The 21,232-nt window shown below is 55.4% G+C and carries 22 protein-coding genes and 1 rRNA gene; 13 read left to right on the top strand and 10 right to left on the bottom strand.

Annotated elements, in window-relative coordinates; all coding sequences use genetic code 11:
• From WEB54_RS16480 to zapE, 3 genes are all read right to left on the bottom strand, one after another.
• Positions 1 to 544: ribosomal RNA gene (locus WEB54_RS16480) — 16S ribosomal RNA — on the bottom strand; the annotation flags it as partial.
• A gap of 457 nt (positions 545 to 1,001) precedes the next feature.
• Complete coding sequence (locus WEB54_RS16475) at positions 1,002 to 2,096, bottom strand: glycosyltransferase family 4 protein (RefSeq protein ID WP_368056735.1); 1,095 nt, start codon at positions 2,094 to 2,096, stop codon at positions 1,002 to 1,004.
• Complete coding sequence (gene zapE, locus WEB54_RS16470; RefSeq protein ID WP_368056734.1) at positions 2,074 to 3,177, bottom strand: cell division protein ZapE; 1,104 nt, start codon at positions 3,175 to 3,177, stop codon at positions 2,074 to 2,076. The genes WEB54_RS16475 and zapE overlap by 23 nt, the downstream gene beginning before the upstream one ends.
• A gap of 186 nt (positions 3,178 to 3,363) precedes the next feature.
• Here zapE and WEB54_RS16465 point away from each other — a divergent pair, with 186 nt between their 5' ends.
• The 3 genes from WEB54_RS16465 (at position 3,364) to cysN (ending at position 6,568) form a co-directional block, all read left to right on the top strand.
• Positions 3,364 to 3,882, top strand: a complete 519-nt coding sequence (locus WEB54_RS16465) for a YhcB family protein (protein ID WP_368056733.1) — start codon at positions 3,364 to 3,366, stop codon at positions 3,880 to 3,882.
• An 89-nt stretch (positions 3,883 to 3,971) separates the two neighbouring features.
• Positions 3,972 to 4,880, top strand: a complete 909-nt coding sequence (gene cysD / locus WEB54_RS16460) for a sulfate adenylyltransferase subunit CysD (protein WP_368054136.1) — start codon at positions 3,972 to 3,974, stop codon at positions 4,878 to 4,880.
• 68 nt (positions 4,881 to 4,948) lie between these two features.
• Positions 4,949 to 6,568: a sulfate adenylyltransferase subunit CysN gene (gene cysN / locus WEB54_RS16455; RefSeq protein WP_368054138.1), complete on the top strand. Its 1,620-nt coding sequence runs from the start codon at positions 4,949 to 4,951 to the stop codon at positions 6,566 to 6,568.
• Positions 6,569 to 6,620: 52 nt separating this feature from the next.
• Here cysN and WEB54_RS16450 read toward each other — a convergent pair whose 3' ends face one another.
• From WEB54_RS16450 to WEB54_RS16420, 7 genes are all read right to left on the bottom strand, one after another.
• Positions 6,621 to 7,370: a Nif3-like dinuclear metal center hexameric protein gene (locus tag WEB54_RS16450; RefSeq protein ID WP_368054140.1), complete on the bottom strand. Its 750-nt coding sequence runs from the start codon at positions 7,368 to 7,370 to the stop codon at positions 6,621 to 6,623.
• 191 nt (positions 7,371 to 7,561) lie between these two features.
• Positions 7,562 to 8,665 (bottom strand): histidinol-phosphate transaminase, encoded by a 1,104-nt coding sequence (hisC, locus tag WEB54_RS16445; protein WP_368056732.1) that lies wholly within the window; start codon positions 8,663 to 8,665, stop codon positions 7,562 to 7,564.
• Entirely contained in the window at positions 8,658 to 9,965 is a 1,308-nt protein-coding gene (hisD, locus tag WEB54_RS16440) for a histidinol dehydrogenase (RefSeq protein WP_368056731.1), read from the bottom strand. The genes hisC and hisD overlap by 8 nt, the downstream gene beginning before the upstream one ends.
• Positions 9,966 to 10,039: 74 nt before the next feature.
• A complete protein-coding gene (hisG, locus tag WEB54_RS16435) occupies positions 10,040 to 10,678 on the bottom strand; it encodes an ATP phosphoribosyltransferase (RefSeq protein WP_368054190.1) in 639 nt (212 codons plus the stop codon).
• A 118-nt stretch (positions 10,679 to 10,796) separates the two neighbouring features.
• Positions 10,797 to 12,059 carry a UDP-N-acetylglucosamine 1-carboxyvinyltransferase gene (gene murA, locus WEB54_RS16430; protein WP_368054146.1) on the bottom strand — a complete coding sequence of 421 codons (1,263 nt, stop codon included), beginning with the start codon at positions 12,057 to 12,059 and terminating at the stop codon, positions 10,797 to 10,799.
• Between the two features lie 3 nt (positions 12,060 to 12,062).
• Positions 12,063 to 12,305, bottom strand: a complete 243-nt coding sequence (locus WEB54_RS16425; protein WP_368054148.1) for a BolA family protein — start codon at positions 12,303 to 12,305, stop codon at positions 12,063 to 12,065.
• A gap of 117 nt (positions 12,306 to 12,422) precedes the next feature.
• Positions 12,423 to 13,085: a phospholipid-binding protein MlaC gene (locus WEB54_RS16420; RefSeq protein ID WP_368056730.1), complete on the bottom strand. Its 663-nt coding sequence runs from the start codon at positions 13,083 to 13,085 to the stop codon at positions 12,423 to 12,425.
• Positions 13,086 to 13,304: 219 nt separating this feature from the next.
• On the opposite strand from WEB54_RS16420, the gene WEB54_RS16415 reads away from it, so the two are divergent.
• From WEB54_RS16415 to mgtE, 10 genes are all read left to right on the top strand, one after another.
• Entirely contained in the window at positions 13,305 to 14,276 is a 972-nt protein-coding gene (locus WEB54_RS16415; RefSeq protein WP_368054152.1) for a KpsF/GutQ family sugar-phosphate isomerase, read from the top strand.
• On the top strand, positions 14,276 to 14,842 hold the full coding sequence (gene lptC, locus WEB54_RS16410) for an LPS export ABC transporter periplasmic protein LptC (protein ID WP_368054154.1): 567 nt from the start codon (positions 14,276 to 14,278) through the stop codon (positions 14,840 to 14,842). The genes WEB54_RS16415 and lptC overlap by 1 nt, the downstream gene beginning before the upstream one ends.
• Positions 14,829 to 15,380 (top strand): lipopolysaccharide transport periplasmic protein LptA, encoded by a 552-nt coding sequence (lptA, locus tag WEB54_RS16405; protein WP_368054156.1) that lies wholly within the window; start codon positions 14,829 to 14,831, stop codon positions 15,378 to 15,380. Before lptC ends, lptA begins: the two co-directional genes overlap by 14 nt.
• Positions 15,381 to 16,106 carry an LPS export ABC transporter ATP-binding protein gene (lptB, locus tag WEB54_RS16400; protein WP_368054158.1) on the top strand — a complete coding sequence of 242 codons (726 nt, stop codon included), beginning with the start codon at positions 15,381 to 15,383 and terminating at the stop codon, positions 16,104 to 16,106.
• A gap of 28 nt (positions 16,107 to 16,134) precedes the next feature.
• On the top strand, positions 16,135 to 17,643 hold the full coding sequence (locus WEB54_RS16395) for an RNA polymerase factor sigma-54 (protein WP_368056729.1): 1,509 nt from the start codon (positions 16,135 to 16,137) through the stop codon (positions 17,641 to 17,643).
• Positions 17,644 to 17,806: 163 nt separating this feature from the next.
• The gene (gene raiA, locus WEB54_RS16390; RefSeq protein WP_028669370.1) at positions 17,807 to 18,112 is read left to right on the top strand and encodes a ribosome-associated translation inhibitor RaiA; all 306 of its coding nucleotides are present in this window, start codon (positions 17,807 to 17,809) and stop codon (positions 18,110 to 18,112) included.
• A gap of 2 nt (positions 18,113 to 18,114) precedes the next feature.
• The gene (locus WEB54_RS16385) at positions 18,115 to 18,570 is read left to right on the top strand and encodes a PTS sugar transporter subunit IIA (protein ID WP_368054162.1); all 456 of its coding nucleotides are present in this window, start codon (positions 18,115 to 18,117) and stop codon (positions 18,568 to 18,570) included.
• Positions 18,571 to 18,575: 5 nt separating this feature from the next.
• Positions 18,576 to 19,454, top strand: coding sequence for an RNase adapter RapZ (gene rapZ / locus WEB54_RS16380; protein ID WP_368054164.1), 879 nt, complete (start codon positions 18,576 to 18,578; stop codon positions 19,452 to 19,454).
• A complete protein-coding gene (locus tag WEB54_RS16375; RefSeq protein WP_368054166.1) occupies positions 19,451 to 19,720 on the top strand; it encodes an HPr family phosphocarrier protein in 270 nt (89 codons plus the stop codon). Before rapZ ends, WEB54_RS16375 begins: the two co-directional genes overlap by 4 nt.
• A gap of 145 nt (positions 19,721 to 19,865) precedes the next feature.
• The gene (mgtE, locus tag WEB54_RS16370) at positions 19,866 to 21,224 is read left to right on the top strand and encodes a magnesium transporter (protein WP_368054168.1); all 1,359 of its coding nucleotides are present in this window, start codon (positions 19,866 to 19,868) and stop codon (positions 21,222 to 21,224) included.
• The last annotated feature ends 8 nt before the right edge of the window (positions 21,225 to 21,232 follow it).

Genomic DNA, 21,232 nt, shown 5'->3' with positions numbered 1-21,232 from the left:
AACGCTTGCACCCTCCGTATTACCGCGGCTGCTGGCACGGAGTTAGCCGGTGCTTCTTCTGTGGGTAACGTCAATCACGATGGGTATTAACCATCACGCCTTCCTCCCCACTGAAAGTGCTTTACAACCCGAAAGCCTTCTTCACACACGCGGCATGGCTGGATCAGGGTTGCCCCCATTGTCCAATATTCCCCACTGCTGCCTCCCGTAGGAGTCTGGGCCGTGTCTCAGTCCCAGTGTGGCTGATCATCCTCTCAGACCAGCTACGGATCGTCGCCTTGGTAGGCCTTTACCCCACCAACTAGCTAATCCGACGCAGGCTCATCCAGTAGCGAGAGCCAAAGCCCCCTTTCCTCCGTAGAGATTATTCGGTATTAATCCGGATTTCTCCGGGCTATCCCCAACTACCGGGTAGATTCCTACGCGTTACTCACCCGTCCGCCGCTCGTCATCTTCTAGCAAGCTAGAAATGTTACCGCTCGACTTGCATGTGTTAGGCCTGCCGCCAGCGTTCAATCTGAGCCATGATCAAACTCTTCAGTTTAAATCGTTCGGCAAACACCCGAAGGCATCCGCCCAATCTAGCTCGACGCAAGCTACCCTCTGACCAAAGCCAAAGAGCGCCTTTCAACAAATGAATTCATTGACAGGTCGCTTACAGATCGAGTGTCCTTCCGAAGAAAGACAATTCTTTGTGCTTCCCCGTTCGCCCCAATCACTTCACCGAAGTGAAGGTCAATAAGGAAAGCGGTTCAGCGTCGACCTACAAGCGCCCACACGAATTACTTGATTCCCAATGTTAAAGATCGACGACAGCGCGTTGGGCTTGCCGTTTGAAGAGGCGCGTATTCTACGCCTCCGTTCCCTTGTGTCAACTCTTTTTCAAAGAAATGTTGTTTAGAATCAGTTCTTTAGAGCCTTCACTTCATCTGGCATCCGAGCCGGTTGGAGCCGCTGTTCGGTGACAGCGGAGGCGCATTATAAAGATGCGAACTCTCCAGTCAAGCCTTGTGTGCTCCCTGGTGCCATAATGTTTCATAGACATGGGTAATGCCCGCTACTTCGTGATCCAGACTGAACTGGTTCCGCACCTTTTGGCGACCCGCCTGCTTCAGACGATCCAGCAAGTCGGGAGAGGTCAACAAACGCTCAATCGCCTCGGCTATCTGAGGCGAAGACTCAAGATCAACTAAAAAGCCCGTACCCGCTTCGTCCACCATCGCCTCATAAGCACCCGTCCGGCTGGCGATAATCGCTGTTCCGGACACCATGGCTTCTATGGGAACCAGGCCGAAGCCTTCATAACGGGCCGGCGCGCAGACGATGTCGAGTTGGCTATATAGAAGTGGCATTTGATCTGAACTGACTTCATCCAGAAAAAACACACGCTCCAGAACACCGGCCGCCGCCAGCTTTTCCCTGAGCCGGCGCGCAAACCCCTGGTATTGGGACGTCACTTTCCCGGCGATGACAGCACAGGCGTCTGGATGATTCGGCAAGGTTGCACAAAGCGCATTAACAAACAGGTCGGTGCCTTTCTCGGGTCGCACCCGCCCTACTATGCCCAGACGTAAGGTGTATGTGTTCCATGGTTGAGCCTGGTTGTTCTCGCTGGCAGAGCCATCTAACTCAAACCGCTCGATGTCTACACCATGCGGCACCACCGCCGCTATATTCTCCAGGCAATCGGCGGCCCGGTCACTGGTTGCGATAACGGCATCCATACGGGCGATCAATTGCCTCGGGTACCAACTATGGCGGCGAATGGCAGCGCTGGTAAACACCAGCTTTACCGGCATTCTCAATACATCCCGGGCCAGGATTCCCCAGAGCATTTCATTATTGCGGCGCACATGCCAGATGCGAAACGGTCGTCCAACGGGTGGGCGGGCCATTTCGCGGAAGCCTTTCCACAATGACCGGGCTGCCACATTACCCTCGGAGCGGCGAGCCAGAAACATCAGTTGATAGCGTTCGTCCAGTTTTGGTAGTACAGCACGAATAGACGCACTTACCCCGGTTATACGATGGTGCAGATCCGATAGAACCAGATCGCAGGATCTGGCCGCAGAATTACCCTCGGTGCGCTTTGGCAAGGTATTCCTCCGATTGCATTTCCTGCAAGCGACTGACAGTGCGTCTGAATTCAAACCCCAGCCGCCCGTCCTGATACAGGGACTCTATGTCCGATTCCGCACTCATCAGCAATTTGACCTGGCGATCATAAAATTCGTCCACCAGATTGATAAAGCGCCGGGCCTTGTCATCATTCTTGCCGTGAAACACAGGAACATTACTGATCAGCACTGCATGGAAGCACTGAGCGATTTCAATATAGTCGTTCTGGCTTCTCGGGCCGTCACACAGAGCATCAAAATCAAACCAGACGACATCCTCGCACAGTCGCTGAGTTTTTATATTCCGCCCCAGGACATCAAGCGTCTGCTGTTCTTCAACCTCTTCCAGGTCCGGTGCCAACTTTTCGAAACTGGACGCCAGCGACGCCTCTGCGTCGTCGTTGGCGGGTGTGTGGAAAATTTTCACCTGGGTCAGGGTGCGCAAGCGGTAATCAATACCACCGTCGACATTCATTACCTGTGTATGCTTCTTGACCAGATCAATGGCAGGAAGGAACAAGGCTCGCTGCAAACCGTCCTTATAGAGTCCATCCGGTTCAATATTGGACGTGGCAACCAGCGTCACACCGCGCTTGAACAACGCCCGCAGTAGGTTGGCGAGAATCATCGCATCGCCGATGTCGGAGACAAAAAACTCGTCAAAACACAGGACGCGAGCCTCACGACTGATTTCTTCTGCCACCCCCTCAAGCGGATTGGCCTGCCCGCGATGATCCTTCAACCCCCGATGCACGCGCCGCATAAAGTGGTGAAAATGCAAGCGCCGTTTGTCATCAAACGGCAGGGTGTCGAAAAAGGTATCCATCAAATACGTTTTGCCACGACCCACACCACCCCAAAAATACAGGCCGGTAACCGGTTCGTTTTGCTTGCGAAACAAGCGAACCAGGCGTCCGCTGAGGCTGGCTTCATCAGCTCGTTGAGCTACCAATTGGTCGTAAAGTTGCTGCAATGCCTTGACGGCTTCCTCCTGAGCCGGATCATGGGAGAAGCTCTCTTTATTCAGATCGGCCTGATAACGCGTCCAGGGTGTGCTCATCCGGTGCTCCGGGCAGGGTATGGAGGGGACGGAATTTTACGGGAACCATTTGCACAATCAATGACTGACAGGCACAAATGTTTCTCGCACCATGCATTTTTAAAGGCTTTATACTGACATCACTGCCCGCCAGGGCAGCACGACAGACACCTCGCTTTATCTATACTATGTCTGAGAAGAGGCTTAATGGAGAACACAATGCTGCAACTGGACTGGATCACCTTTATCGTCATTATCGTCATTGCGCTGTTCGCCGGTGCGGTGTTAAACCGCTTCTGGGGCAAGGCGCAGGGAGAGGATACGAATGGCCTGAAGCGTCAGCTGGAGGATCTAAAGCGTCAACATCAGAGCTACCAGATTAACGTGACTGAGCACTTTAGTCGCACCACCGAGCTGATTGACAATTTGAACCAGAGTTATGCCAGCATCCGGGACCACCTGAATCAGGGTGCCGATCAGCTGGTTGCACCGGAGTACCGCCTGGAATCAGCCCGAGCCGACGGCGAAGACCTTCAGGATCTGGCCCCCCAGCCTTCCCGCAGCACCGATGAGTTTGACATGCCCAGAGACTACGCCACCAAGACGCCCAAAGACATCGGCATGCTATCGGAGTCTTTCGGTTTTACCCGGGTGGACGAAGCCGCCGTCGCCGAGGACGCCCAGCCTGATACTCAAAAAGAATCTCCATCTAAAAAGTCGCGATAGATCTATTCCCAAATGATCTTAAAAGCCTGACAACAATAACAAAAAGCTTTGTTATAGTTCGCCCAGATCATTTCTGTACTGGACGGACTATGTCACACGACGTATTTACGCATCTCAAACAGCTTGAAGCTGAGAGCATTCACATCATCCGCGAGGTCGCTGCCGAGTTTGACAACCCGGTCATGCTGTATTCCATTGGCAAAGATTCCGCGGTCATGCTGCACCTGGCCCGCAAAGCCTTCTTTCCAGGCCGTCTGCCATTCAAGCTTATGCATGTCGATACCGGCTGGAAATTCAAAGAGATGTATGAATTCCGGGATCGGTTGGTCGAGGAGTATGAGCTCGATCTGATCGTTCATCGCAATGAAGACGGCGTGCGTCAGGGCATTAACCCGTTCGATCACGGCAGTGCCAAACACACCGACATCATGAAAACCCAGGCGCTCAAGCAGGCCCTGGACCTGCATCGTTTTGATGCCGCCTTTGGCGGTGCACGGCGCGATGAGGAAAAATCGCGGGCAAAGGAACGGGTCTATTCGTTCCGTGACCGCAACCATCGCTGGGACCCAAAGAACCAGCGGCCGGAACTGTGGAATATCTACAACGGTAAAATAAACCGGGGCGAGAGCATTCGGGTGTTTCCGTTGTCCAACTGGACCGAGCTGGATATCTGGCAGTACATCCATCTGGAGTCCATCCCCATCGTTCCTCTGTATTACTCAGCTGAACGTCCCGTTGTCGAACGCGATGGCATGCTGCTGAACGTCAACGACGACCGTATGAAATTGCGCCCCGGTGAAGAAGTTCAGCACAAACATGTGCGCTTCAGGACGCTGGGCTGCTATCCGTTGACCGGGGCAGTGGAATCGACGGCGACCACCCTGCCCGAGATCATTCAGGAAATGTTGCTGACCACCACCAGCGAACGCCAGGGCCGCGCCATCGACCACGATTCATCGGGTTCCATGGAGAAGAAAAAGCAAGAAGGCTATTTCTGATTCATCCGACCGATTTTGTTTGAGCGCCAACAGGCAACACCGGCGCAACGCATGAGGAACACAGACCAATGGCACACCAGTCAGATTTGATTGCTCAAGACATTGATGAGTATCTGAAACAACACGAACAGAAAGAGCTGCTGCGTTTTCTAACCTGCGGCAGCGTCGACGATGGCAAGTCCACCCTGATCGGGCGACTGCTGCACGACTCGAAAATGATCTATGAAGATCAATTGGCGGCAATCGAAAAAGACAGCCGCAAGTCTGGCACCACCGGCGAAAAAATTGATCTGGCTCTGCTGGTTGATGGCCTGCAGGCGGAGCGCGAGCAAGGCATCACCATTGATGTAGCTTACCGCTATTTCTCGACCAACAAGCGCAAATTCATCATTGCCGATACCCCTGGGCACGAACAGTACACGCGCAATATGGCGACCGGTGCCTCGACCAGTGATCTCGCGATCATCCTGATCGATGCTCGCTACGGAGTGCAGACGCAAACCCGCCGGCACAGCTACATTGCCAGCCTGCTGGGCCTGAAGCATGTGATCGTGGCCGTCAACAAAATGGATTTGGTCGAATTCAGTCAGGCACGCTTTGAAGAAATCCAAGCGGACTACCTGGCGTTTTCCGAGCAATTGAACTTGCCCGATATTCGCTTTGTGCCGATATCAGCACTCGACGGCGACAACGTAGTCACGCTGAGTGAGCGATCTCCCTGGTACCCGGGGCCTACATTGATCGAACTGCTGGAAACCCTTGAGATTAATCGCGACAGCGACCAAAGTCAGTTCCGGTTGCCAGTGCAGTATGTTAACCGTCCCGACCTCAACTTTCGGGGTTTTGCCGGTACTGTGGCATCAGGCGAAATCAAACCCGGCGATCAGGTCAGCGTACTACCGAGCGGCCTGTCGTCAACCGTTGAACGGATCGTGACCTTCGATGGTGACCTGACCCGGGCACACGCCGGCCAGGCCATCACACTGACGCTGACGGATGAAATCGACATCAGCCGCGGCGACATGCTGGTCGGTGCGAACCAGTCTCCCCTGGTCGCCCAGGCGTTTCAGGCCAAGCTGGTGTGGATGCACGACGATGCCATGGTGCCTGGTCGCCAGTATGACTTCAAAGTCGGCGCCCAAACCGCCACTGGCCAGTTTACCCGACTGGATCGTCAGATCGACGTGAACAGTTTGAATACAATAGCAACCGAGACCTTGCCCCTGAACGGCATTGGCGACGTCAGACTGCAACTGAACAAGACCATCGTTGCCGACCCGTACCGTAGCCATCGGGCGACGGGTGCGTTTATTGTGATTGACCGGCTGAGCAACATCACCGTCGGTGCTGGCATGATCGAAAGCGCGGCTGAAGTGTCAGACAGCCACCCGGTCAGTGAAACAGAGCGTCGGGCTCGCTACCGTCAGCAACCGGTTTCGCTGGTGTTGTCCGTCGACAACGCTGCCGAACAGGCCGTTAAAATCGAACGTGCTCTGTTCGATCTGGGCCATGTCAGCGTCATTATCCGGCCCGAGGATGCGCTGGCGGTGGCACCCTACCTGGAAGCGGCCGGTTTAATCGCCATCATCGCCGGTGAATCGGAAGCGCCTTTCGGCATCAAGATCAAGGACGCCAACCCCAGAGCGGTGATTGCGCTGTTGCGCGAAGAAGGTTTAATCGAAGACTAAACCTTGCGCGGGCTGCCGGGTTTCGCCGGCATCCCGCTCGGTCACGCCCTCGTTAAACCGGGATCGGCAAATCGATGAATTCGACAGAGAGCCCAAACCGCTGCGCGAGGTGCAAACCCAGCGCAGCGGGCCCGCCCCGCTCCGTCGCATGGTGACCTGCAGCAAAGTAATGGACGCCACTCTCACGGGCCAGATGCACCGTCGGCTCACTGATCTCACCAGACACAAACGCGTCAACACCCGCATCTATCGCCTGTTGCAGAAACCCCTGCGCCGCGCCGGTACACCAGGCGATGGTTTCAATCGGGTCTTCAGATTCACCAATGTGCAACACATCAAACTCCAGTGCCCCGGCCAGTTTCTGGCGCAGGCTCGCGCCGGTGTGTTCGCCGTCTACCTCACCCAGCATCACCAGGCTGTTATCAATCTGTCCGGTGACATTCCAGCCCATCAAGCGCGCCAGTTGAGTGTTGTTGCCGACCTCTGGATGCGCATCCAGCGGCAAATGGTAGGCATATAGATTGATATTGTTCGCCAGCAACGCGGCCAACCGATTACGTTTGATACCGGTCAGCGCCGCGGACTCCCCTTTCCAGAAGTAGCCATGATGAACCAGAATGGCATCGGCCTGACGATCGATGGCTTCATCGATCAGACGCTGGCTGGCCGTTACTCCGGTTACCAGACGACGGATGTCAGTCTTGCCCTCAACTTGCAGGCCATTAGGGCAATAATCGCTGAACTGCGGCACAGCCAGGTAGTCGTTCAGGTAGTCAGTCAGTTCGTCTCGGTGCAAGGTCATATCGATCAACTCTGCCGGGTAAAAAACGGACAGTCAGTGTACACCAATTCGATCAATCCGCTGAGCGAGCCCAGAGCTCGATGGATTCAGCAGACAGCGATAACGTCCAGCCCTGAACATCACAAAGCGCACCTTCCCCCGGCCTGGTGCTGCCAGTCGCACGACAGTGGCACCAGCGAATCAGACTGGAATCAGGCGGTCAGTAAATGCTGCTCCAGCGCCGCCAGCAAACGCTGATTCTCTGCATCAAAGGAGACCGTGATGCGCAAGCAATCCGCCAACAAGGGGTGGCTGCCATCGAGTTTTTTGATCAGAATGCCAGTCTCTTTCAACGCAGCATGCAGCGCCGCTGCGCGACCAGGCTCGGTACGCACCAGCAAAAAGTTTGCCTGACTGTCGAAGACTGTCAGACCCGGCAACGCTGCCAGCTGCTGCTGCAACAGACGGCGCTGACGCGTCAGTTCAGCGGTCTGATGTTCGAAAACATCAAAGTGGTCCAACGCAAAACGCGCCGATATTTGCGTCAGGTTATTGATGTTATAGGGCAACCGCAGCTTGTTAATCTGCTCAAGCCAGGCCGGGTCGCCGACCAGGATGCCGAGCCGTAATCCGGCCAGTCCAACCTTGGAGAGCGTTCGCATGATCAGCAGATTCGGATAATCGTCGAGCCAGCTCAGATAATCCGCATCGGTAAAGGCGGTGTAGGCTTCATCCATCACCACCAGGCCGGGTGTCGCTTCAATAATACGGCGCAGCTTTTCATCACCCCAGAGGTTACCGGTCGGATTGTTGGGCTGGGCAAGAAAAACCACCGCCGGTTGCTCGCGTTCAATGCGGCTGAGCATTAGCTCAAGGTCGAGTTCAAAGGCCGCCGTCAGTGGCACGCCGACATAGTCCATGCCCACAAAACGCGCAATCATCCGGTACATAACAAAGCTGGGTTCCGGCGCCAGCACCATACGATTCGCGCCGGAAACCGCCATGGCAATCAACTGAATCAGTTCGTCGGAGCCGTTACCAAGCAGAATGTCCCAGCTTGGGTCAATCTTCAAAACGGTACGCAGTGCGGTCTTGACCTCGGGTGCATCCGGATGGGGATACCGGTTCAGCTGAGCATTCGCCAAAGCCTCGTGCCACTGTGCCGTCAGCGAATCAGGCCAACCATAGGGGTTTTCCATGGCATCCAGTTTCAACATGCCGGTCGAATCTGGTACCGGATAGGCCGCCAGGCTTGCTATCTCGGGGCGAATCCAGTGATGAATCTGAGCATCTACCTGATCACGAACATCAGTCATTCACGCGCTTCTCCGCACTGCGGGCGTGAGCAGTCAGCAACTCGCCGCGAGCCAACACTGAGGCAACTGCACCCAGGGTTTTGGCTCCCTCAGCAGAGACGCCGATAATGGAGCTGCGTTTTTGAAAATCGTAAACACCCAGAGGCGAAAAGAACCGCGCTGTACCGCTGGTCGGCAAGACGTGGTTAGGCCCAGCACAGTAATCGCCCAGTGCTTCCGGTGTGTGACGCCCCAGAAAGATGGCGCCTGCATGGCGTATGCGGGGCAGCCAGGCTTGCGGATTTTCAATTGACAGTTCCAGGTGCTCGGGTGCAATGCGATTAATCAGCGCGACTGCGTCGTCCAGCGCATCAACTTTAATAAAGGCCCCGCGCGCGTTCAGCGAATCGCGAATAATATCGGCCCGCTCCAATGTCGGTAGCAGACGCCGAATGGCCGCTTCAACCGAGTCGAGATAGGTTGCGTCCTGACTGATCAGAATGGCCTGGGCATCCGGGTCGTGTTCGGCTTGAGAGAACAGATCGAGTGCTATCCACTCAGGGTCGGTTTTGCCATCACATACCACCAAAATTTCACTCGGACCGGCGATCATGTCGATACCCACTTTGCCAAACACCTGCTTCTTGGCGGTGGCGACAAAGATATTCCCCGGGCCGACAATTTTATCAACCGCAGGAACTGTGTCTGTCCCGTAGGCCAGCGCGGCGATGGCCTGAGCACCGCCCATCAGGAATACACGGTCTATTTTGGCAACGTGCGCAGCACCCAAAACGAAGTCATTAACCTGACCATCCGGTGCTGGCGTGGCCATTACCACTTCCGGCACGCCAGCCACTTTGGCAGGCATCGCATTCATGATCACAGACGACGCCAGCGGCGCTGTTCCGCCCGGTACGTAAATGCCCACCCGGTCCATCGCGGTGATTTGCTGACCCAGCAAGGTGCCATCCGCTTCGGTATAGCTCCAGCTCTCACTGAGCTGCCGCTGGTGATAAGACTCAACGCGCTCAGCGGCAATCCTGAGAGCTTGCTGCTGTTCGGCCGGCAATCGATTATAACCAGCCTCAATAGCGGCTGTGTCCAGCACCAGATCAGCCGCAGTGGAAACATCAAAGCGGTCGAATCGGCGAGAGTATTCCAGCAATGCCTCGTCACCCCGATGTCGGATTTGATCGATCACGGTGGCGACGGTTTGCTGCACGTCAGTGTCTGAAACAGACTCCCACGACAACAAGGCATCCAGTTTCTGGTTAAATTGACCGGCAGACGCCTCCAGGCGCCGTAACGTGATCTCGGACATGCGGTTCAAGCCTCTTGAGTTTTACCGACTTACCTACTCCACAGCACAGAGGCTGCAGCGGTCGCCCCGGATTATCAGGTCCGGACGACTGACGATTGCACGGCAGCGGCCAGGGTTTCAATAATGGGGTTGATGCGATCGTCTTTCAATTTGAGCGCCAGACGGCTGGCCACCAAACGACTGCTAATATCGGCAATATGCTCTTCAACCACCAGGCCATTAGCCTTCAGGGTGTTGCCGGTATCAACAATATCGACAATGCAATCGGCCAGTTTCATGATCGGGGCCAGTTCCATACCGCCGTAAAGTTTGATCAGATCCACCTGACGGCCCTGCTCTGAAAAGTACTGCTTGGCCACTCGCACAAACTTGGTTGCCACCTTCATTCGGCCGTTGACCTCAGGGGCATCCTTCAGCCGTGCGGTCATCAGCCGGCAACGCGCAATGTGCAGATCCAGCACCTCGTACATCTCTTCAGCACCGTGTTCCATCAGAACATCCTTGCCCGCCACTCCCAGATCAGCCACGCCATATTCCACATAGGTCGGTACATCTGTGGCACGAATCAGGATGAACTGCACATCGGGCCGGGTGGTCTCGAAGATCAGCTTGCGCGAGGTATTCATATCCTCGAGCGGCTCGATACCGGCGGCTGCGAACAACGGCAGGGTTTCCTTGAGAATGCGCCCCTTGGACAGGGCGATGGTAATGATATCCGACGGAGACGATTGACGGTTTTGCACTGCGTTGTCCTGTTTTTTGGATCCCGATTCTCGGCGTCAGAGCCCACAGCCGATTACGTCTGCTGCGGGCCCTGGTGGGGCAGGCGGTTTAGCCCGCGACCCGTTTAATAGTTGCCCCAAGTTGCTGCAACTTCTCTTCAATGCACTCATAACCCCGGTCAATGTGGTAGATCCGGTCGACCAGGGTTTCACCCTCGGCGACCAGACCAGCCAACACCAGCGATGCTGAGGCCCGCAAGTCGGTTGCCATAACCGGCGCTCCGGTCAGCTTGGCGCACCCGGTAATGACCACCGTATTGCCTTTGATCCGGGCATTAGCGCCCATCCGCTCCAGCTCATTGATGTGCATGAAACGGTTCTCGAACACCGTTTCTTCAACCGTTCCTACGCCATCGGCGATGGCGTTCAGCGCCGTGAACTGGGCCTGCATATCCGTTGGAAAGGCCGGGTATGGTGCCGTAGTGATGTTCACGGCCTTGACGCGCTGGCCGTGCATGTCCAGCACGATCCAGTCGTCGCCCTGGGTGATCTCGGCACCCGCTTCGCGCAGCTTGATCAGCACTGAATCCAGGGTGTCGGGATCGACATCACGCAGCTTCACTCGACCACCGGTAATGGCGGCGGCAACCAGATAAGTCCCGGCTTCGATGCGATCAGGCAACACGGAATAATCCGCTTCGTGCAGGCGCTCGACCCCCACCACCGTAATGGTGTCGGTGCCGGCACCGCTGATGTTGGCTCCCATGGCCATGAGGCACTGGGCAAGATCCACCACTTCCGGTTCTTTGGCGGCATTTTCGATCACGGAGGTCCCGTCGGCCAGGGCTGCGGCCATCAGGATATTTTCGGTACCGGTCACAGTAACCGTATCAAAGAAAATACGCGCGCCCTTCAGGCGGCCATTCGACCGAGCCTTAATATAGCCATCGGCCACGTCAATATCAGCACCCATGGCTTCAAGCCCGCGAATATGGAGGTCTACCGGTCTGCTGCCAATGGCACAGCCACCGGGCAATGAGACATTCGCTTCACCAAAGTGCGCCAGCAAAGGCCCCAGAACCAGAATCGACGCCCGCATGGTCTTCACCAGCTCATAGGGCGCCGTACAGTTTTTGATATTGCCAGCGCAGACCTCGACGCTCATGTCTTCGCCGACGGTGACATCAACGCCCATGCACCCGAGCAGCTCGATCATGGTGGTAATGTCGTTTAGGTGCGGCAGGTTGCGGACTGTAACCGGTTCTTTTGTTAGCAGCGTGGCGGCGATGATCGGCAATGCCGCATTCTTGGCCCCGGAGACGCGAATTTCGCCATTCAGGCGGCCACCGCCGGTAATCAACAATTTATCCACGACTCACTTCTCCTGGTCGGACCATTCTTCTGAGGTAAACAGTGCCATGGACACTGCATGAATGTCGCCCGACGTGATTTTTTCATTCAACACCCCGTAGACCCGCTGCTGACGCTGGACCGGGCGCTTGCCGGAAAACGCATCATCAATGACCCGGACCGTGAATTTGGCGCCTCCCCCATCGACTTCGACAGTTGCGCCGGGAAAAGCGGCGGCGAGCAAGGCCTTAACTTCGTCTGCGGACATGGTACTTCCTGCTTGGGTATGAATTTATTAAGGGGCGAGGATTATACGGAAAACGCAACCAAATCGAAATGACCTATCCCTCAAAACAAGGGCCGGCCTGAAATGGCCGGCCCTTGTTTATTGAAACTGATCCTCGTTAAAGGTTTCTGCTGTGGTGCGCTCCCATTCATCGATGGTCGCGTCCAGGTCCCCACCGGTATCGCGGTATATCTGATCAAACTGTGTCTTGAACGTCACGCCCAGGTTTACACCGTTTACGATCACATTTTGCATTCGCCAGTCATCGGCTTCACGACTGTAGTAAACGCTCTGGACCATAGGGTATTCCTGACCGTCCGGAGAGATCACGTTCAGATTCACCCGAGTATTGCGAACCGTATTTTCGCTTTCATTCTCACCGGGCAGCAATTCAACCTCGAATGAGCCAAAATTATACAACCCGCCCGCATAGGTATTGATCATGCTTCGCTTGAACACTTGAAGAAAGCGGACTTTCTGCGCCTGAGTAGACGATTCCAGCAATTCATTACCCATAATTCGACTGACGATAACGGTATAACCAATCAAAGGGTCCAAAACCCCTCCAACCTCCGCCAGATACGCCTGCCGATCCCCGCCGCCGCCTTCCTCGTTGTACTTTTTAACCACTTCCAGCACCGCATTAACGCCGTCCATAACGCTCTGCCCGGCAGGTTTGCTGGGTGTAAATGCTTGTGCCTGGCTAGCTGCCAAAACCACACCAACCAAGATGAATCCGCGTATCGCACCAACTATGTTCATAAAAAGGCTCCTTTTGTCCTTTATATTACCAACCTACAGCTTAGGCCTGAATACTGCCTGAATCGACCCCCCATCAGTCATAACCCTGTGTAAATAAAGAAAAAATTAACACTGCACCAGGCGGGCGTCGCCACTTTAGACTGGCAACTGATGTGGTATTCTATCGGTTTGATGACCGTGACCTAACCGTGTCCGACCTGACCAGGCAGCCCAAATAAGATGAAACCGCACGTTAACTATCTAACATCAGCACGTCGCACACTCGACCTTGAGATCGAAGCCCTGCGGGGCCTGACAGAACATCTTGATAGCGCCTTTGAACAAGCCTGTGAGCGGGTACTGGCCTGTAAGGGACGGGTAGTGGTCACGGGCATGGGCAAATCAGGGCATATTGGCAACAAACTGGCGGCCACCCTGGCCAGCACTGGCACACCGGCTTTTTTTGTTCATCCGGGCGAAGCGAGCCATGGTGACATGGGTATGATTACTGAACAGGATGTGGTCATTGCGCTGTCAAATTCCGGCGAAGTAGCCGAAGTAGTCACTCTGATTCCCTTAATCAAGCGGCTCGGTGCCAGCCTGATCGGTATGACCGGTAACCCCAACAGCACCCTCGGCCGTTCGGCCGACGCGCATATATACTGCGGTGTCGAGCAGGAAGCCTGCCCGCTCAATCTGGCACCGACTTCCTCCACTACAGCAGCTCTGGTCATGGGCGATGCCCTGGCCATCGCCTTGCTCGAAGCCAGAGGCTTTACCGCCGATGACTTCGCGTTTTCCCACCCCGGAGGTAGCCTGGGCCGTAAATTGTTGCTGAAAATTGGCGACATCATGCATACCGGCCCGGAAATCCCCGTGGTGGAGCCGGACACTCTGTTACGCGATGCGCTGTTGGAAATGACCCGTAAAGGCCTGGGTATGACGACCATCATCAGCGCCGAAGGGGACTTGCTGGGCGTATTTACCGATGGTGACCTGCGCCGCACCTTGGATCAGGGTATCGACATTCTGACCACGCCCATCCGCGCCGTCATGCACAGTGGCGCCTATACCATGCATCCAGAGCAGTTAGCTGCCCAGGCGTTGTATGAAATGGAAGAGCGCAAAATCACCTCACTGGTCATCGTTAACGCCGGTAAAACAGCTGGCGTTATTCACCTGCACGACATCCTTCGTGCCGGGGTTGCCTGATGGCTGGCCGGCGTCGCAGCCTGATCGTTGCCGCTAGCCTGGGGCTGATTGCCCTGGCGATCTGGTGGCAAACGGATCGGGAGCAGTCGCCCGGCCAGGCAAGGCTGGAGCTGCCCGAAAATGCGCCGGACCTTTATATTGAACGCCCGGACCAAACCCGATTCGATGCCGGGGGCCAGCCCGAATTACGGGCGCAGGCCACAACTCTCGCCTATTATGAAAACAATGGCGAAAGCCTGATGACAGCACCGGTGATGACGATTCTGACCAATCCGGACCAGCCCTGGCAGATTACCTCCGATCACGCCACCCTGTTTAACGACGGCAGCGTCAATTTTGAACAGAATGTTGAAGTGACCGAACAACAAGCCGTCGGGGGCATGCAGTTATACACGGACTGGTTGAGGGTCGAGCAGAATGGCCGCTTCGTCACAACGCCCAGGCCTGTTAAACTGCTACAACCTGGCCAGGAAGCCCGAGGTGTCGGTATGGACGCCATTCTGACCGGGGACGATTCCGACATAACGCTCAAATCAGAGGTATCGATTCGCTATGACGCGAACTGAGACAGCCTGGCCACTTGCTTACCCCTTTGTACGGTCGATGGTACTGGTGCTGACCTGTCTGGTCTGCCAGACAGCCTGGGCACTGCCCGGAGATCGCGATCAACCAATGACCATTACCGCCGACGAAGGCAACTTCAAAAGCAATCGCGGTGAGGCGACGTTCACTGGCAACGTCTATCTGAAACAGGGAACCCTCGAAGTATGGGCCAATACCCTCAATGTACGGCGCGATCCTGAAACCGGCGACATCACCTTTCTGGAAGCCATAGGCGAACCGGCGCGCTATCAGGAGCTGCCCAGTGAAGAGGATGGCCTGATTGAAGTACGCGGCAAGCGCATTGAGTACAGACCCGAAGAAGACCTGATCATCACCGAAGGCGAAGGCCACCTGACTCAGTCAGGTAGCGACATCGAAGCCGACTACATTCGCTATAACCTGCTCGATGAGTCCCTGGACGTGCGATCCCAGCGCAGTACCAACAACAATAAAGACGCACCTCAGGCCACCTGGACGCTGCAACCCGGAGCGATGGACTGAATGGCCCTGCTGGAAGCAAGAAACCTGGCAAAGAGCTACAAAAAGCGGCCCGTCGTGCGCGACGTTAGCCTCAGTGTTGAAAAAGGTCAGATCGTAGGCTTGCTAGGCCCCAACGGCGCGGGTAAAACCACCTGTTTCTATATGATTGTCGGTCTTGTGCCAGCCGACAACGGCGACGTTCTGATCGGTGACAAAAGCGTCACCCGGCTGCCCATGCATGCCCGGGCCCGACATGGCATCGGATACCTGCCCCAGGAAGCCTCCGTCTTTCGCAAACTGACGGTACAGGACAATATTCTCGGCGTTCTGCAAACCCGCAAAGATCTGTCCCGAGCCCAGCAGAAACAACAGCTGGAGTCTTTGCTCGGTGAATTTAACATTACCCATATTCGTGACAGCCAGGGTATGGCATTGTCGGGGGGTGAACGGCGACGTGTCGAAATCGCCCGGGCCCTGGCCATGGAGCCGGCGGTTGTCCTGCTGGACGAACCCTTTGCCGGCGTCGACCCCATTTCCGTCGGCGATATTAAAGCTATAATCCATCACTTGAGAGATCGCGGTATTGGCGTTCTGATCACCGATCACAACGTCCGGGAGACACTCGACATCTGCGAAAAAGCCTACATCGTGGGTAATGGCCACATCATTGCAGAAGGGACAGCGGAGGACGTTTTGAACAACGCCACCGTTCGTGAAGTGTATTTAGGCGACCAATTCCGCTTATAACCATGGCCAAAGGCACATATAACGCTCTATGAAGACCTCCTTACAACTGAAAATGAGCCAACAGCTGACCATGACGCCTCAGCTGCAACAAGCCATTCGCCTGCTGCAACTGTCGACTCTGGATCTGCAACAGGAGATACAGGAGGCACTCGAAAGCAACCCCATGCTCGAGGTCCGCGAGGATATCGATGAAAGCGGTGCGGCCGATTCAAAAAACAGCCAGTCAATTGACCAGAAAGCCACCAGCGACGCGGAAAACACAGCAAACTCTAACGAGGGTGATCAGCGTGAGCTGGAAATCGCCGAACACATACCGGACGATCTGGCCGTAGACAGCTCCTGGGATGACATTTACACCCACGCTCCCACCAGTCATGGCCTGCCGTCCGGCGACGACGATTTCAATTTTGAAAACGTCTACGGCACCACCGATTCACTTTGGGATCATCTCAACTGGCAACTCAATCTGACCACCATGACCGATCGCGACCGGCAAATAGCCGAGAGCCTGATCGAAAGCGTCAATGCCGAGGGTTACCTGTCTTCAAGCCTGGACGATATTTTCGAGGGCCTGACCGGGCATATGGCAAACCTCGATGACCCGCTGGAAATGGACGAAGTCGAGGCGGTGTTGCACCGTGTTCAGCATTTCGACCCGCCCGGCGTCTGCGCCCGCGACCTGGCTGACTGTCTGACCATTCAGTTAAACCAGATGAGTGAAGACACACCCTGGCGTGAGGCTGCCTTAACCGTCGTCAACAACTACCTGGATCTGCTCGCGTCACGCGATTACAGCCAACTGATGCGTAAATCCAAACTCAAAGAGCCAGAGCTGCGCGACGTCATTGCGCTGATTCAGAGTCTCAACCCCCGGCCTGGTAACCAGATCGAAAGCGGTAAAGAAGAATACGTAGTGCCCGATGTCATCGTTCGCAAAGACATCAAGAATAATCGCTGGCTGGTTGAATTGAACCCCGAGATTGCGCCCAAACTGAGAGTCAACGTCTCCTACGCATCCATGGTCAAACGGGCCGATTCAAGCAGCGACAACACCTATCTGAAAGACCACCTGCAAGAAGCCCGCTGGTTCATCAAAAGCCTGATGAGCCGGAACGAAACCCTGTTGAAAGTAGCCACCAATATTGTCGAACATCAGCGCGGTTTTCTGGAGTATGGCGAAGAAGCCATGAAACCCCTGGTATTACACGACGTGGCAGAAGCCGTTGAAATGCACGAGTCGACCATTTCACGGGTGACCACGCAAAAGTACATGCACACGCCACGAGGCATCTTTGAACTCAAGTACTTTTTCAGCAGCCACGTCAGCACCGACAGTGGCGGAGAAGCCTCAAGTACCGCTATTCGCGCCATCATCAAAAAACTGGTCGCTGCAGAGAATCCGCGCAAACCTTTGAGCGATGCAAAAATTGCGACACTGCTCGGTGACAAGGGCATTCAGGTGGCTCGCCGTACCATTGCCAAATATCGTGAGGCCATGATGATTCCTCCGTCAAATGAGCGTAAACGACTGATTTAAAGCAATTGATTAAAAAGGCCCAAGGTTGAAAGCGGTCAGCACAGGCGCCAAATTCTGCTTTAGGAGCTAGACTGAAAGAGGCAAAGGGAACCCGGATAATATTGCCCTGCTGACATCCTGATCACCGGATGCGGCAGATCCATCACTGCAAGAGGAGCGGACTATGCAAGTCAATATCAGTGGTCACCATGTGGAAGTTACCGAAGCACTGAACGACTATGTCGGTCAGAAACTGGACCGACTGGAGCGACACTTCGACCAGATTGGCAATGTACAAATCACCCTCAGTGTTGAAAAACAGCGACAAAAAGCCGAAGCTTCACTCAACATCAAGGGCGCCCAGATTCATGCGGACTCTGAACACGATGACTTGTATGCCGCTATCGATATGATGGCGGATAAACTGGACCGTCAACTGCTCAAACACAAAGAGAAGACAGTTGATCGAATGCACGGGAATTCACGTTAATCATGATACCTCTGGACCAAGTCCTGACCGTTGAACGCGCCTTTATCGGCGCGTTCGGCTCCAGCAAAAAACGCGTACTGCAAACCCTGGCAGAACGCCTGGCCAATGCAGTACCGGGCGTCACCGAACTCGATCTGTTCGATCAACTGATTGCCCGGGAACGACTTGGTTCCACCGGACTGGGACAGGGCATCGCCCTGCCCCATTGCCGACTGGCTAACATCGACCGTCCGGTTGCTGCCTTGGTTAAACTGGACGAAGCCGTCGATTTCGAATCACCGGACCGACAACCCGTCGATCTGATGTTTGCGCTGGTGGTTCCCGAAACCGCCACCGATGAACATTTGCAATTGCTGGCCGCTGTAGTGGAGCGGTTCAATGACACCGATACGGTTGCTGCCCTGCGTGATAGCCGGGATCCCGATGAACTCTACCGGCTCTTCTTCAAGGGATTCTGACCGCCATGGCGACGACGGCCACTCCATTCCGGCTGATATTAATCAGCGGTCGATCAGGATCGGGCAAAAGTACCGTCCTGAACGCACTGGAAGATGCAGGCTTTAACTGCATCGACAACTTACCCCCGGCTTTGCTGCCCGAACTGGTGAGATGGATGTCTGCCAGTACCGATCAGCCCAATACCGCCGTATGCATCGATGCACGGATGTCGCCTCAGGGGATATCCCGCTTACCCGAGATTCTGGCTTCACTGCAAACCGATCTGGTTCCGGAAATCCTGTATCTCGATGCCGATGAAACCATACTGTTGCAACGTTTTTCCGCTACGCGTCGCAAACACCCGCTGACCGATCAGCATCGCTCGCTGGCAGAGGCTATCGCTCATGAGGCTCAGCTGCTGGCACCAGTAGCGGCACTGGCCCAGTTGAAAATTGATACCAGCAGTTTGTCACTGCAGGAGCTGCGTGACCAAATTCGCTCCCGCGTTATTCGCAAACCTCGCGGCATCGCCCTCCAGTTTCTGTCGTTCGGGTTCAAGCACGGTCTGCCCCGCGATGCCGATCTGGTGTTTGATGTTCGCTGCCTGCCCAACCCCTACTGGGACAAATCGCTGCGTGTCTACACCGGCCGGGATGAACCCATTCAGGCATTTTTGCAGCGCGAACCAGCCGTCACCGAAATGTTCGAAGACATTCGCCGCTTTGTCGACCGCTGGTTGCGTCAGTATGAAGCTAATCAACGCGCTTACCTCACCGTTGCTATCGGTTGCACGGGCGGGCAACATCGCAGCGTTTACATTTGTGAACAACTCTATGGTACCTTCTCTGCCAAGTATCCAAGCGTTCAGCTCAGACACCGGGACATGGGGCACGACGAAGCGTGATTGACGAACAACTGACCATCATCAACAAGCTCGGCCTTCATGCCCGGGCGGCGGCTAAACTGGTCGGCATCGCCGGTCAGTTCGAGAGCCACATTGTGCTGGTCAAGAACGGTCGTGAGGCCGATGCCAAGAGCATTATGTCGGTGATGATGCTGGCCGCCAGTCAAGGCACTGAACTGACTGTTCGCATCGAGGGCCCGGATGCTTCCGAAGCCTGGGGGGCATTACTGACGCTGGTACAAAACCGCTTCGACGAATCTGAGTAAGCTGTTCTCCTGCCACTTTTGAGCCTTTTTCAAGACACGATGCCCGATTAACCCCTTTATCTGGGTTTTAACCAGCGGCTACACTCTCTTCTAAGCCCTCGTAAACCTCGCCTGCAGCCCAGGCACAGCCCTTCAGGGAAGTTGTATGGCCACTGCACTGAATCAGGACCAACTGGACCAACACCGGCTCACGCTTATCAATGCCCTCGATCAAGGCGACGCAGACCAGGTGCAACGCCTCTGCGACGAAGAACTGGCGCCGGTCGAAATCGCCCACATCATGGAATCCACCCCCGGGCGGGTGCGCGAACTGCTCTGGCAGTTCCTGGATGAAGACCAGCAAGGTGAAGTCCTGTCGCATCTGAACGACGATTTGCAGCAGGCTTTTCTCGGTCAGATGTCGGCTTACGAGATTCTGGAGACCACCCAGGATCTCGACCGCGATGACCTGGCCGACATGCTGCAACAGGTCTCGCCGCAGCTATCCAGCGAAGTTCTCGGTCTCATGCCGCCTGAAGAGCGGGCCAGGGTCGAAGGTCTGCTGGCCTACCCTGAAGATTCCGCCGGCGGCCTGATGAACACCGACATCATCACCGTTCGGGCCGACGTAAGGCTTGAGGCCGTGTTGCGCTATTTGAGACGACGGGAATTGCCCACTCAGTTGGATGCACTCTGGGTAGTCGACCGCCAGTTTATCTACGTCGGCACCCTGCCTCTGGTAAAACTGCTGACCCACAGCCCGGATACCCGGGTTCGGGATATTATGGACAGTGAGATCGAAGGCATTCCCGCGGCCACCGGTGAAAACCAGGTTGCGCAGATCTTCGAACGGCACGATCTGGTGTCTGCGCCGGTGGTCAATGACGACGGCACCCTGCTCGGGCGCATCACCATCGACGACGTCGTCGATGTAATCCGGGATTCGGCCGATCACACGGTCATGAGCATGGCTGGCCTGGACGAGGATCAAGACACCTTTTCGCCCGTCATCAAAAGCAGCCGCAACCGCGCCATCTGGCTCGGCCTGAACATGGTCACCGCCTTTATCGCCGCAACCGTGATGTCCCGCTTTGAAGCATCCATCGCACAGATTGTGGCCCTGGCTGTGCTCAGCCCGGTGGTTGCCAGCATGGGCGGAATCGCTGGCAGCCAGACGCTGACACTGATGATTCGTGGTATGGCGACGGGCCACATCAATCGGGACAATTTGCGCTGGCTGGTGCTTCGAGAGCTGGGCGTGGGTGCCCTGAATGGCCTGCTCTGGGCGCTGGTGATCGGTTCTATCACGCTATTCTGGTATAAAGACCCATCGCTGGCCGTCGTTATAGGCGCTGCGATCACGATAAACCTGATTGTTGCGGTTCTCGCTGGTGCCACCCTGCCCTTTCTTTTAAAATCACTGAACATCGACCCGGCGCTGTCCGGCAGTGTTATTCTAACCACCATCACCGACGTGGTTGGTTTCCTAACCTTCCTCAGCCTGGCCACATTCTTTCTGCTCTGAATCGTATT

Origin of the sequence: Saccharospirillum sp. (genome assembly GCF_040881935.1) — a bacterium.
Lineage (GTDB): Bacteria > Pseudomonadota > Gammaproteobacteria > Pseudomonadales > Natronospirillaceae > Saccharospirillum.
The sequence above is the reverse complement of the archived record's forward strand: the minus strand, read 5'-3'. Positions and strand labels throughout refer to the sequence as shown.